This is a genomic window from Nonomuraea rubra (genome assembly GCF_014207985.1).
GTDB lineage: Bacteria > Actinomycetota > Actinomycetes > Streptosporangiales > Streptosporangiaceae > Nonomuraea > Nonomuraea rubra.
In genome coordinates this window covers 9,436,450-9,449,507 of record NZ_JACHMI010000001.1, presented here as the reverse complement: position 1 = coordinate 9,449,507, position 13,058 = coordinate 9,436,450, and the positions used below count along the sequence as shown (strand labels likewise).

Annotated in this window: 9 protein-coding genes; 1 reads left to right on the top strand and 8 read right to left on the bottom strand. The window is 69.8% G+C overall.

The annotated features are described in order from the left end of the window. Window positions 1–39: 39 nt before the first annotated feature. From HD593_RS64765 to HD593_RS43035, 7 genes are read right to left on the bottom strand one after another with little or no spacing between them, the layout of a single operon-like run. The gene (locus HD593_RS64765) at window positions 40–1,839 is read right to left on the bottom strand and encodes a right-handed parallel beta-helix repeat-containing protein (protein WP_185108373.1); all 1,800 of its coding nucleotides are present in this window, start codon (window positions 1,837–1,839) and stop codon (window positions 40–42) included. Further along, window positions 1,836–3,644, bottom strand: coding sequence for a right-handed parallel beta-helix repeat-containing protein (locus HD593_RS64760; RefSeq protein ID WP_221525276.1), 1,809 nt, complete (start codon window positions 3,642–3,644; stop codon window positions 1,836–1,838). Before HD593_RS64760 ends, HD593_RS64765 begins: the two co-directional genes overlap by 4 nt. A gap of 11 nt (window positions 3,645–3,655) precedes the next feature. Next, window positions 3,656–4,423 (bottom strand): RraA family protein, encoded by a 768-nt coding sequence (locus HD593_RS43055; protein WP_185108369.1) that lies wholly within the window; start codon window positions 4,421–4,423, stop codon window positions 3,656–3,658. A 30-nt stretch (window positions 4,424–4,453) separates the two neighbouring features. Continuing rightward, window positions 4,454–6,361: a DUF8034 domain-containing protein gene (locus HD593_RS43050; RefSeq protein WP_185108367.1), complete on the bottom strand. Its 1,908-nt coding sequence runs from the start codon at window positions 6,359–6,361 to the stop codon at window positions 4,454–4,456. Window positions 6,362–6,363: 2 nt separating this feature from the next. After that, on the bottom strand, window positions 6,364–7,173 hold the full coding sequence (locus tag HD593_RS43045) for a carbohydrate ABC transporter permease (protein WP_185108365.1): 810 nt from the start codon (window positions 7,171–7,173) through the stop codon (window positions 6,364–6,366). Next, window positions 7,170–8,075: a carbohydrate ABC transporter permease gene (locus HD593_RS43040; protein WP_221525275.1), complete on the bottom strand. Its 906-nt coding sequence runs from the start codon at window positions 8,073–8,075 to the stop codon at window positions 7,170–7,172. Before HD593_RS43040 ends, HD593_RS43045 begins: the two co-directional genes overlap by 4 nt. Before the next feature lie 23 nt (window positions 8,076–8,098). Then, window positions 8,099–9,370 (bottom strand): ABC transporter substrate-binding protein, encoded by a 1,272-nt coding sequence (locus tag HD593_RS43035; RefSeq protein ID WP_185108363.1) that lies wholly within the window; start codon window positions 9,368–9,370, stop codon window positions 8,099–8,101. 161 nt (window positions 9,371–9,531) lie between these two features. On the opposite strand from HD593_RS43035, the gene HD593_RS43030 reads away from it, so the two are divergent. Then, a complete protein-coding gene (locus HD593_RS43030; protein WP_185108361.1) occupies window positions 9,532–10,605 on the top strand; it encodes an FCD domain-containing protein in 1,074 nt (357 codons plus the stop codon). Between the two features lie 19 nt (window positions 10,606–10,624). On the opposite strand, the gene HD593_RS43025 is transcribed toward HD593_RS43030, so the two are convergent. Continuing rightward, entirely contained in the window at window positions 10,625–13,042 is a 2,418-nt protein-coding gene (locus HD593_RS43025) for a glycoside hydrolase family 95 protein (protein WP_185108359.1), read from the bottom strand. Between the last annotated feature and the right edge of the window lie 16 nt (window positions 13,043–13,058).

Below are 13,058 nucleotides of genomic sequence, written 5' to 3'. Positions count from 1 at the left end.
GGCTCGCGGAGCGGAAGGGGCGAGCCCGGCCCGGGCCGGCTAACTCGGGATCGGGTACGGGAACGCGCTCGTGACCCCGATCTTGTCGTACTCCATCTTCGAGGCGTCGAACCCGTCGGCCCAGCTCGCGTTCGCGACCTCGTTGCACTGGTAACTCTGGTACTCCTGGTCGGTCGTCTTCCCCACCTGGATGTCGGAGAAGGCGAAGCCGCAGCCGCCGGCGTCCATGTGCACCCCGCGGGTCCCGCTGTCGGGCATGGACGCGTCGGGGATGACGTCCCCGATGACGACCTGGGAGACGTGGTTGGTGATCTCGTGCGGGTCGAGGTTGGAGACGCCGTAGGTGTAGAAGGCGCCCATGTCGCCGCTGTCCAGCCCCGTCTCCTCCAGCCGCAGGTACTTGAACACGTTCCCGTGCGCGTACCCGTCGCCGTCCTTCACCTCGGGCCGGACCTCCAGGCTCACCCCGTACCGCGCGCTGTGCTTGACGACGGTGTGGCTGACCTCGTTGTTCCCGGTGTTCATGAGCTCGACCCCGGACGCGTCCCCGGGCACCAGCTCGCCGATGTGGTGGATGTAGTTGTTGGTGAAGACGTTCTGCCCGGCGACGTCGCCCTCACCGGGATACGGGCCCTCCACCTTGATCCCGTCGGCTCCGAGGTTCTCCAGGAGGCTGTCGGAGATCCGTACGTGATCGTTGGCGAACAGCAGGTAGAAGCCGGTGAACCCGGTGTCCGACAGGTGCAGCCTGGTCAGGTCGATGCCGCTGGTGTTGGTGAGCGTCACCGCGCCGAACCGGTTGCGCGGCATCTCGATCTGCCGGTCGTACTCGGGGTAGCGGTGCGGCTCGCCGGCGTCGCCCGCGCTGATCCAGCCGTTGCGGTACCAGCTCACGAAGTCGCTGTACTGCAGGGCCAGGCCGTCGAAGGACAGGTTGCGCACCCGCTTGTCCGGCGTGCTGCCCTTGAGCGACAGGATCGTCTTGACCGTGGGGGCCATGACCTTGTCGATCGAGGACTTGGGCCAGTAGTAGACCTCGCTGTTCTTGAAGTCGAAGTAGTACTCGCCGGCCTGGTCGAGGAAGTCCAGCGAGTTCTGCAGGTAGTAGCGGGAGCCGCCGCGGCTGTTGACCAGGGCGTAGCGCGTCCAGTGTTCGAGGGTGAGCTGGTTGTCGTCCCACGACGGGTTCTGGATCGGCACGGTGTCGGTGAACCAGCTCCACGAGCCGCCCGACCAGACCATGACCTGCGCGTTGTCGAGGTTCCAGCTCTTGTCCCAGTCACCGGGCTTGGAGTACAGCCACTGGTAGACGGCCTCCTTCTCCGGCTCCTTCAGCACCGAGGTGAGGTAGGGCGCCCACACGTCGTCCGAGCGGCGGTTCGGGTAGCGGGCGGTGGTGGCCCGCTTGCCGTCCTCGAACAGCGTGTAGAAGGTACGGTCGACCTTCGTCTTGTAGATGTTGTCCTTGTACTTCTCCCAGCCGGTCACCGGCCGCGCGCCCAGCAGGCGGGCCTTGCCGGGGCCGTCCGCGCTGCGGTAGATCACGCGGTGGCCGTTCCTGCCGGAGTCGGCCTCGGTGAACTCGATGGTCCTGTCGACGACGTAGTCGCCGGCCTTCACGTTCACCACGATGTCGCAGCTCTGGTGCCTGATGCCCCTGATCTGGTCGCGGGCGTGCTCGATGGTCTTCCAGGGGCGCTGGGCGCTGTTGCCCGGGCCCCGGTCGGCGCCATTGGGGGCGACGTAGAAGTCGATCGGCTTGCACGGCGCGTGGGCGGAGGCGGTGGGGGCGACGAGGAGCGCGCCGAGCGTCACCGCCGCCGTGATGATCGCCTTCACTGCGCGGCTCCGGGGATCGGGTACGGGAACGCGCCGGTCACGCCGATCTTGTCGTACTCCATCTTCGAGGCGTCGAACCCGTCGGCCCAGTTGGCGTTGGTCACCTGGTTGCACTGGTAGCTCTGGTACTTGTCGTCGCTGACCTTGCCCACCTCGATGTTGTCGAAGGTGAAGCCGCAGCCGCCGGCGTCCATGTGCACGCCGCGGGTGCCGCTGTCCGGCATCGCGCCCGCCGGGTCGTTGATGACGTCCGTGATCACCATCTGCTTGACGTGGTTGTCCATGGGGTGCGGCTCGACGTTGCTGACGCCGTAGGTGTAGAAGGCGCCCATGTCGCCGCTGTCCAGGCCGGTCTCCTCCAGCTTGATGTAGGAGAAGGTGTTGTTGCGGGCGTAGTTGTCCTCCGGCTTGATCTCCGGGCGGACCTCCAGGCTGATGCCGTACCGCGCGCTGTGCTTGACGTTGATGTTGCTGACGGTGTTGTTGCCCGTGCTCAGCAGCTCGATGCCGGCCGCGTCACCGGGCACCAGCTCGCCGACGTGGTAGATGTAGTTGTTGCTGATCGTGTGGTGGCCGGAGATGTCGCCCTCGCCGGGGTAGCCGCCCTCGACCTTGATGCCGTCGGCGCCGATGTTCTCCAGCAGGCTGTCGGAGACCTTGACCCGCTCGTTGGCGAAGAGCAGGTAGACGCCCATGAAGCCGCTGTCGGACAGGTGCAGCCTGGTCAGGTCGATGTCGCGGGTGTTGGTCAGCGTGACCATGCCGAACCGGTTGCGCGGCATCTCGATCTGCCGGTCGTAGACGGGGTACTTGTGCTCGTAGCCGGAGTCGCCCTCGCTGATCCAGCCGGCCCGGTACCAGTCGACGAAGTCGCTGTACTGCAGGGCCAGGCCGTCGAAGGCGAGGTTCTGCACCCGCTGCTCGGGCGTGCTGCCCTTCAGTGACAGGATGGTCCTGACCGTGGGGGCCATGACCTTGTCGATCGAGCCCTTCGGCCAGTAGTAGACCTCGCTGTTGGCGAAGTCGAAGTAGTACTCACCGGGCTGGTCGAGGAAGCGCAGCGTGTTCTGCAGGAAGTAGCGCGAGCCGCTGCGGCTGTTGACGAACGAGTAGCGCGCCCAGTGGTTGAGCGTGAAGAAGTTCTTGCGGAAGTCGGCCCCGCCCAGCGGCACCGTGTCGGTGAACCAGCTCCACGAGCCGCCGGACCAGACGACGATCTGCGAGTTCCGGTCGAAGTCGGCGTCCCACTCCTTGGGCACGTCCTCGGGCTTGAAGTACAGCCACTGCCGCACCGCCTCCTTCTCCGGCTCGCCGAGCACCGAGAACAGGTACGGCGACCACAGGTCGTCGCTGGTCCGGTTGGGGTGGCGGGCGGTCGTGGCGCGTTTGCCGTCCTCGAACAGCGTGTAGAAGGTACGATCGACCTTGGTCTTGTAGATGTTGTCCTTGTAGAGCTGCCATCCCGTCACCGGCTTGGCACCCAGCAGGCGGGCCTTGCCCGGGCCGTCCGCACTGCGATAGGTGATCCTGTGGCCGTCCCTGCCGGAGTCGGCCTCGGTGAACTCGATGGTCTGGTCCACGACGTAGTCGCCGGCCTTGACGTTGACGACGATGTCGCAGGTCTGCCTGCCCTTCTTCGCCCGGAGGGCGTCGCGGGCCTGCTCGATGCTCTTCCACGGGCTCCGGGCGCTGCCGTCGCCCCGGTCGCCGCCCTGGGCGGACACGTAGTAGTCGCAGTTGGGTCTGGCCGCTGTCGCCGGCGCGGGGGTGGTCAAGCCGCCCACGAGTAAGACGATCGCGCCCACGGACCTGAGTATCACTGGCTCTCCTTCACGTCCCGCCACCGCTCGTACTCGGCGCGGGTCTCGGGGGTGAGTGGGTAGTAGTCGGAAAGCGCCCCGCCCTCCTCGATGCGGGCGCGGCTGTAGCGCTCCCACTGCTCGTGGTCGGCGGCGGCCTCGAGCACCTGGCCGGCCCGGCGCAGCGGCACCACCACGGCGCCGTCGTCGTCGGCCACGCACAGGTCGCCGGGCAGCGCGAGCGCGCCGCCGACGGCCACCGGCACGTCGTACGCCCAGGGGAACAGCTCCGCCTGCGAGGCGTAGTGCGGGGTGGCGCCGGTGGACCATATCGGCAGGCCGATGCCGCTCACGCGGGGCAGGTCCCTGATCCGGCCGTCGACGACGATGCCGGCGCCGCCCTTGCGCTTGAAGTAGCGCACCAGCATGTCGCCGAAGCAGCCGGTGTACGCGCTGCCGTACGCCTGCACGACCAGCACGTCGCCGGGCTCGATGTCCTCCAGCACGTGCCACAGGGCCGTGTGCCGCTCCACGTACTCCTGGCCGAGGCCGGAGGCGATGTCCTCGCGCTGCGGCATGAACTGCAGCGTGCGGACCCGGCCGGCGATCTTCTGCCCCGGCGCGATGGGACGCGGCCCCTCGACGAAGGTCCGCCGGATGCCCTGCGCGTGCAGCTTGGCGCAGGCGGTGGCCGAGCTGATCCGGGACAGCCCCTCCACGAGGGCGGGATCGGGTGCGGCGGGAAGTTTCCCGCGTACCGGCAGATCCCAGATGGCGTCGTCCATGAAACTCCTCTTGCGACTCAGTGGTGCGACTCAGTAGTGCTGGTGCGACGGCGTGCGGACGCGCGCGGTCGTGTGCAGGTCGAGGCGGATGCGGCGGCCGGGGGGCAGCTCCACGAGCAGGCGCGGGCCGTTCACCGTCACCTCCTGCTCGCTCTGCGGGATGGGGGGTGAGGTGTAGGCGCGGGGGTCACCGGGGTAGTCGTCGCCGGAACTCCGGGTGACGGTGGCGTGGTCGATGCGGTCGTCGCCGAACTGGCCGGCCTGGATCACGACGCGCCGGGTGTGGGCGAGGCTCAGGTTGACCAGCTCGACGGCGGCGCCGCCGGGGCGTACGGAGTCGACCAGCGCGGCGACGTCGCGGGGCAGCCCGGGGCGGGCGCGGTCGGCGTCGAAGTAGGCCAGCCGGGTCGGCAGCAGGCCGCCGTTGTAGAGCACCTGCGGGGTGCCGGTGACGAGCTGCAGCAGCGCCTCGGTGAGCACGGGGTTGAGCCGCTGCCAGTGGTGCACGTGGATGGTGGCCAGGTCCGCCTCGTCGGCGTCGATGAGCGCCATGCGGCGCTGCACCTGGCCGAGGGCGGTGGAGAGCATCCGCTCGGGGAAGCCGGGGTTGGCGCCGCGCAGGTACTCCAGCCACGGGGCCTCGTGCCCGGCCTCCTCCTTGTTGCGGAACGGCCGCACCGTCGCCCAGTCGTAGCCGGACGCCTTGCGCAGCCGGTCGAGCCGGTCCGCGTCACTCCGGCCCCGCGACACGTGCCAGAGCCACACGGGCAGGCCGAGCTGCGGCGGCTGGAAGTCGAACCAGCCGCTGTCGTCGTGCCGGTTCGGCACCAGCATGGTGGGCTTGCCGGCCTCGTCGCCCAGCTCCGCCAGCCAGCGGTCGCTGATGCTCATCTCGGTCTCGGTGACGGCGGCCTGGACGGCGCGCCCGTACACGGTTTCGAGGGGGTCGCGGCCGATGGCGAGCGTGGCGTCGTCCCCGGTCAGCAGGTACGCGTTGACCGCGGCGATCGCGGCGGCGGCGCCCACGCTGTAGAGGCCGTGCGGCCACTGCCAGCCGTAGTTGCCGCCGTACCAGCGACCCCCGTGCAGCTCGCCCACGAGGCCGGACGGCCCCACGTTGTCCGGGATGATCCCGTCGTTGGCCTCGGCCCTGCGCTGCCAGGCGCCGATGTAGCGCAGCGCCCAGTCGCGGTAGCGGTCGTCGCCGTCGTACAGCCAGGCGTTGACGGCCAGGCTGGTCGCGGCCAGGTTGACGGCCACGTCGCCGCGGCCGATGCGCTCGCTCATCGCCGCGCCCATGCGGGCGGCGTTGCTCGGGTCGCCCAGGTCCTCCCAGCGTTCGATGCCGGGCAGGTCGCGCAGCGGCAGGCCGAACGGCCGCATGCTGGTCAGGTCCGTGTGGTAGGAGGCCCACTCCCACTGCAGGCCGTAGCGGGGGCCGACGGCGCCGTTGTGCGGGGCGCGGATGATGTCGTGCTCGGCGTCGTAGTTGGCCGAGCCGGGCAGGTACAGGTCGGCGAAGCGGCGGGCCCGCTCGCGGAAGCGCTCGTCGCGCGGGTCGGCCGTGCAGATGCCGTAGAACAGCAGCATCGACTCGCCCTGGTGGAACCAGTCGTAGCCGCGCTCGTACTCGTCCACCAGGTAGCCCAGCTCGGTGAGCTGCGTGGTGATGCCCTCCCAGTGGTGCTTGGCGGCGTCGAGCAGGTCGTCGGCGCCGCCGAGCTGGTAGAGCGTCGGCCAGTTGAAGAACGCCTCGTAGAAGTCGTCGGCTCCGTCGCGGTCCGCTGCCGGGCCGTGGTAGATCAGCCGGCCGTCGGGGCCGCAGTAGCGGGCGGCGAAGCCGCGCCACGCCTCGTCGAGGGCGTCGAACAGCCTGCGCTCCAGCACCGCCCACGCCGGTGGCTCGCCGAGCGGCACCGTGGCTTTGATCTCGCGCATGGTCAACCTTTCGTTGCTCCTGCCGTGAGGCCGCTGATGATGTGCCGTTGCATGAAGACGAAGAAGACGAGCAGGGGCGCGATGGCCAGCAGCAGTGTCGGGAAGACCACCGTGTAGTCGGTGGAGTACTGGCTGACCGCCGCGTACACGCCGGTGGTGACCGTGTAGAGGCCGCTGCCGGGGCCCAGGATGATCTGCGGGTTCACGAAGTCGTTCCACACCGAGAAGGTGTTGAGGATGACCATCGTGGCGACCGCGGGCCGCATCAGCGGGAAGACGATCTGCCAGAACGTGCGCAGCCTGCCCGCCCCGTCCACGGCCGCCGCCTGGTCGAGCACGGCCGGGACGGTGGCGATGTAACCCGCGTACAGGAAGATCGAGAACGGGAGCGTGAGCGTGGTCTCGAACAGCACGAACCCGCGGATGGTGCCCATCAGGCCGAGCGTCTTGAGCACGTACACGACGGGGATGACCAGCACCTGGCCGGGGATGAACGTGCCGGCCAGGAAGAACAGCATGAGGGCGCGGAAGCGGCGCTTGGGGCTGCGCGCGATCACGTACGCCGCGGGCGCGGCCAGCCCCACCGACAGCACGTTGACCGCCACCACGAACAGCAGCGTGATCGCGTAGCCCTTGAACACGTTGAAGTTCGGGTTCGTCAGCGCCCTGCCGAGCGGTTCGAGGGTCAGGCCGCCCAGGCCGAACGGGTTGGACAGGATGTCCTGCTGGCCCTTGAACGCGTTGACGGTGAGCACGTACAGGGGGATGAGCATGAAGGCGACGGTGGCCCACAGGAAGGTCTTCCTCGTCATTGGTGCACCGCCAGCTCGCCGCGCCTGCGCAGCTTGGTGACCACGAACGCCAGCGCCGCCGTCACCAGCATGAGCAGCACCGACTGCGCGGAGCCGAAGCCGAGGCGGGCGTCGTGGAAGGAGTTCCACAGGATGAGGTAGGCGACGGTCTGCGTCTGGCCGGCCGGGCCGCCCGCCGTCAGCGAGACCACCAGGTCGTACGTCTTGAGCAGCGTCACCAGCGACAGCACGATGTTCACGGTCACCGACGGGCCCAGCGCGGGCAGTGTCACGTTCCTGAACACCTGCCAGCGGGTGGCGCCGTCGATGCGGGCCGCCTCGATCAGCGAGTGCGGCACCGCCTGGAGACCGGCCAGGTACAGCACCACGTTGACGCCGAACCCGGCCCACACCAGCACCGCGATCATGGTGACCGTGGCCCAGGTCGGGTCCGACAGGAACGGGATGACCTCGCCGCCCCAGGTCGTGACCAGATTGTTGACCGCGCCGCTGGTGCCGAGGATGGCCGACCAGAGGAAGCCGACCACCAGGGCGCTGAGCACGTGCGGGTAGAACAGCACGATCCGGAAGAACGTGTTGGCCCTGGAGTTGCCGTTGACCAGGAGGGCGAAGCCGAGGCCGAGCAGGTTCAGCCCGGCGGTGCCGGCCACCGCGACCAGCAGCGTGACCAGGGAGGCGCGCCGCAGCTCGGGGTCGTCCAGCAGGTCGAGGTAGTTGGCGGCGCCGACGAAGGCGGGGTTGGCGCTGAAGCCGTCCCAGTCGGTCAGGCTCAGGTAGAGGGCCAGGCCGACCGGGACGATCAGCATCACGGTGTAGAGGATCGTGGCGGGGGCCACCATGAGGGTGGTGGCCAGCCCGTCGCCGCGCCGCTTCCTGGGTGCCGGAGCGGGCGGTCTCACCACAGGTGGTGCTTCTCGGGTGAGCGTCATGACCGCCCGGCCAGCCAGCGGTCCACGCCCTCGGCGACCTCCTTGGGCGACTTGCCCACGTACAGGCCCTGGACCTCGGTGTTCCACGCGGAGTTGAAGCCCTTGGGCAGGGTGGCGTCGCCGTAGCCCTCGCCCTGCGGCACCCCGGAGGGAGCCTGGTCGAGGATCTCCTGCACCTGCTTCTCCAGCGGGGTGAACTCGCGCTCCACGCCGGTGCGGAAGTTGCCGTCCTGCGCGAGCTGGCTCTTGACCGCCGCCGGGTCGGTGACCAGCCACTGGACCAGCTTGAGCGCCGCGTCCTTGTTCGGGGTGGACTTGAGGATCATGTACGGGGCCGCGAGCGTGGCGCCCTGCGGGCCCGGGTAGGCCTGGCCCTTGTCCACCGGGGCGGGGAAGACGCCGACCTCGAAGTCCTTCTCGGCCTTGGCCTCGGTGGCGGTGAACCAGCTGCCCATGACGTACATGGCCGACTTGCCGGTCAGGAACTGGGTCTCGGCGTCGGCGTACTTCAGGCCGAGCGCGTTCTTGTCGACGTACCCCTTGTCGATCCAGCCCTGGTAGCGCTCCAGGTAGGGCAGCAGCGACTCGCCCGCCTTGGTCTTGCCCGCCTTGACGTCCTGCTGCCAGGCCGGGTGCGTCTGGGCGCGGCTGGGGTTGGAGAGCTGGAGGAGCTGCAGCCCGGTCAGGAAGTCGCCGCCGGTCTGCAGCGGCAGGTAGCCGGCCTTCTTGAGCTCGCCCATCGCGGTCTCGAACTCGTCGAACGTCTGCGGCGGCTGCTCGATGCCCGCCTTGTCGAAGGCCGCCTTGTTGTAGAAGACCAGCGACTGGGCCTGCACGCCGACGCCGACCTGGTAGAGCCTGCCGCCCAGCTTGGCCTGCTCGGCCAGCGGGGTGTCCTTGGTCCACGCCTGGTCGGTGAGGTCGAGCATCTGCTTGGCCAGCGTCTCGTCCGCCATCAGCGTCTCCACCACGTCGGGCGCGTTGCCCGCGGCGAGTTGCTGCGGCAGCGTGTCGGCCACGCCCTTGCCGGTCGGGGCCTCGATCTTGACGTCGATGCCGGGGTTGGCCTGCTCGAACGGCTTGACCAGGCCGTCCCAGTACGTCTGGGTGAGGTTCGGGCTGATGTTGACCAGCATCCGGACGGTGACCGGGCCGCCCTCGCTCTGCTGTGCCTGGGACTCGCCGGCGAAGCCGCCCCCACCGCAGCCGGTGACGAGGAACAGGCAGCCGAGAGCTGAAAGGGCGAGGGATGGACGGGGGGAACGCATCGCACCTCCAAGGGGGCGAGATCTGCGACGCCTTTTAATGGGTCGATACTCGATTAGCGATTATTTAATACGTTGGTCACAGGGGACCGTCAAGGGCAAACGTGACGCTACAAATACGTGTCCTGTGGGTAGCTGAGTCATAAATACGTTAAAGTTGCGGCGTGGCAGGACACGAGGAAGACAAACGGCTGGTATTGGGCGCGGAGGAGCTCGCCACCCTGCGCGAGTGGGCCGGCCGCAAGCCCGGCGGCGGGCTGGCGCTGCGCAGCAGCATCGTGCTGGCGTGCGCCGAGGGGCTGCCCCGCAAGGACATCGCGAGCCGGCTGTCGGTGAGCCCGGCGACCGTGGCGAAGTGGCGCGCCCGCTTCGTCGAGCGCGGCCTCGACGGCCTGGCCGACGCGCCCAGGCCGGGGCGCCCGCGCAGCGCCGAACGGCAGGAGGCCGAGCGGGTGATCGCCGCCGCGGCGGGGGGCGGCGCCGTGCCGTCCACCCGGACGATGGCCGCCCAGCTCGGGCTGTCGCAGTCGACGGTGGCCCGCATCTGGCAGGAGCAGCAGATCGCGCCGGACGCGGCCCGCGTGCTGCCCAGGGAGCTGCTGTCGGACCGCGTCTACGCGCTGCTGCGCGGCTGGATCGTCTCGGGCGAGCTGGTGGCCGGGCAGCGGCTGGTCGAGGCGGAGATCGCGCGCCGGGTCGGCACCAGCCAGGCCCCCGCCCGGGAGGCGATCAAACGGTTGGCGCACGAGGGGCTGGTCATCTCCTATCCCAACCGGGGCAGCTACGTCGCGGAGATCTCGGACGAGCAGGCCAGGGAGGTACGCGACATCAGGGTGTTGCTGGAGGAGTATGCCGCACGCGGCGCCGCCGTCCGCATCCAGCCCGACACGTTGCGGCAGCTCTCCGCCGACGTGCTGGCCATGCGGAAGGCGGCCCGCGACGGGGACATCGGGGCCTTTCGGGATGCGGATCTGGCCTTCCATCGCCGGGTGTGCGCCGCTTGTGGCAACTCCTTCCTGTTGCGGTTGTGGCGGACGATCGAGTCGAACCTGTGGAGCCTGCACGTGGTGGGCAACCCGCTCTACTCCGGGGACTGGTCGGTGATGGCGGGTCACCACGACGACCTGGTGGCGGCCCTCGCCTCGGGGGACCCGGAGGAGGCGGCGCGCCTCTTCGCGGCCCACGCCCGGGGCGAGGCCTCCCGTACCCGTCCCCGCCACCGCCCCCCGGCGCCGTAGCCAGGGGGCGGGAGCGGCGTCAGACGGACGGGGTGAGGTCGTAGGTGGCGCCCCGGCGGGTGTCGAGGACGAGCACGCCCGGCTCCGGGCGTTCGGCCTTCACCGGCCGGCCGCGTTCCGTGACCGTCACGGCCGACGGGGTGCGGAGGGTGAGCCTGCGGCCCAGGTCGGAGCGTACCCGCCCGCGCCGCAACCCCCCACCGCTCCACTCCACGTCCACCTCGAACCCGCCCCGGGCCCGCAGCCCCCGGTACGACCCCGCCGGCCAGGCGGGGGGCAGGGCGGGCAGCAGGTGTACCTGGTCCCCGTGGCTCTGCAGCAACATCTCGGTGATGCCCGAGGTGCCGCCGAAGTTGCCGTCGATCTGGAACGGCGGGTGCAGGTCGAACATGTTCGGCGCCGTACGCGCGGGCACCAGCAGGTTGCTCAGCCGCTTGTACGCCTCGGCCGCGTCCAGCAGCCGCGCCCAGAAATTGATCTTCCAGGCCAGCGACCACCCGGCACCCGCCTCGCCCCGCAGCTCCAGCGTGCGCCGGGCCGCCGCCGCCAGGTCGGGCGACAGCCGGGGGTCGATCTGGTGGCTGGGGAACAGCCCCCACAGGTGGGAGATGTGCCGGCTGCGCGACAGCGCGGCGTCGCCCCGGTAGTCCTCCTGCCACTCCTGGATCTGTCCGAGATGCCCCACCTGGTTGGGGACGAGGCGCGCCCGCGCCTCCACGGCCTGCCGGCGCAGCTCCGGCTCCGCCCCGAGCACCTCGGACGCCTCCTCGAAGGCGGTGAACAGGTCGCGCAGGATCTGCATGTCCATGGTGGGCCCGGCGCAGATGCTGACGTTCTCGCCGTTGTCCTCGTGGTGCCCGACCTCGGGGGAGTGCGAGGGGTTGGTCACCAGGTAGCCGGACCTCGGATCGGTCTGCAGGGTGGCCAGGAAGTACTCCACCGAGCCCTTGATCAGCGGGAAGTGCTCGCGCAGGCGCCGCTCGTCCCCGGTGTACTGGTAGTGCTCCCAGAGCGTCAGGCACAGCCACGCCCCGCCGGTCGGCCACACGCCGTAGAAGGCGAAGTCCACGGGGGCCGTGCCGCGCCAGCCGTCGGTGTTGTGGTGGGCGACCCAGCCGGGTGCCCCGTAGGTGTCCTTCGCCGTGCGGGCGCCGGTCTCCGACAGGTCCTTGATCAGGTCGAAGAGCGGGTCCATGCACTCGATCAGGTTGCCGGGCGCGGCCGGCCAGTAGTTCATCTCCAGGTTGATGTTGATGGTGTACTTCGACTGCCACGCCGGTTCGAGGGAGTCGTTCCAGATGCCCTGGAGGTTGGCGGCGTAGCCGGGGGCGCGGGAGCAGGAGATCAGCAGGTAGCGGCCGTACTGGAAGTACAGGGCGGCGAGCTGCGGGTCCGTGTCGAGCTGCTTGCGCTGGATGCGCTCGTCCGTGGGCAGCGCCACCGCCTCCGAGGTGCCCAGGTCGATCGAGACCCGCCCGAACAGCCGCTGGTAGTCCTGGACGTGCCTGCGCTTCAGCACCTCGTACGGCCGCCCGCCCGCCTTCGTCAGATGGCGGCCCGCGACCTGCGCCGGATCGCCGCCGACGTCCTTGTAGCTGCGGTAGCTGCTGCCCATGGAGATCAGCAGGGTGACCTCGTCCACGCCCTCGACGACCAGCGTGCCGCCTTCGACGCGCACGGTGCCGCCCTTGGCCTCGGCCCTGGCCAGCGCCTGGAAGCGTACCTCTCCGGGCATGCCCTCGGTCTGGCCGCTGACGCCGTTCAGCGCGATCGTGGCCGGTCCGGCGCCGGCCGGGCTCGACTGCTGCGGGCTGGAGAAGGCCGCCGTGAACGAGATCGAGCCGCGCTGGTCCGCGGTGTGCCGCAGCACGATGACCTGGTCGGGGTTGCTGGCGAAGACCTCGCGCTCGTGCCGCACGCCGTCACGGGTGAACCGCACGCTGGTGACGGCGTTCGTCAGGTCGAGCTCGCGCCGGTAGTCGGTGAACTCGGCCGAGCCGGGATAGGTCAGCGTGAGGTCGCCGAGCACCTGGTACCACGCCTGCTCGCTGGGCGTGCCGAGCATCTTCTCATCCGCCAGGTTCTGGGCGGCCTGCCACTTGTCCTCCCAGACCAGCCGCCTGATCTCCGGCAGCGCCTCCAGAGCGCCCGGGTTGTCGTAGTTGTGCGGCCCGCCGGCCCAGATGCTGTCCTCGTTGAGCTGCAGCCGTTCGGTGGCCACGCCGCCGAACACCATGGCGCCCAGCCGCCCGCAGCCCACCGGCAGCGCCTCCAACCAGACCTCGGCCGGGCGGGTGTACCAGAGGGTCAGCGGGCCGGCCTTCCTGCCGTCGGCCCATGCCGGGAGGGCGTCGGCACCGCTCACGATCAGGGTTCCGGCCGCCGCGCCTAACCCGGTGGCGAGCACTCCGCGCCGGGTGTATCCATCGCTGGTCACTGTTGATCACTCCTGT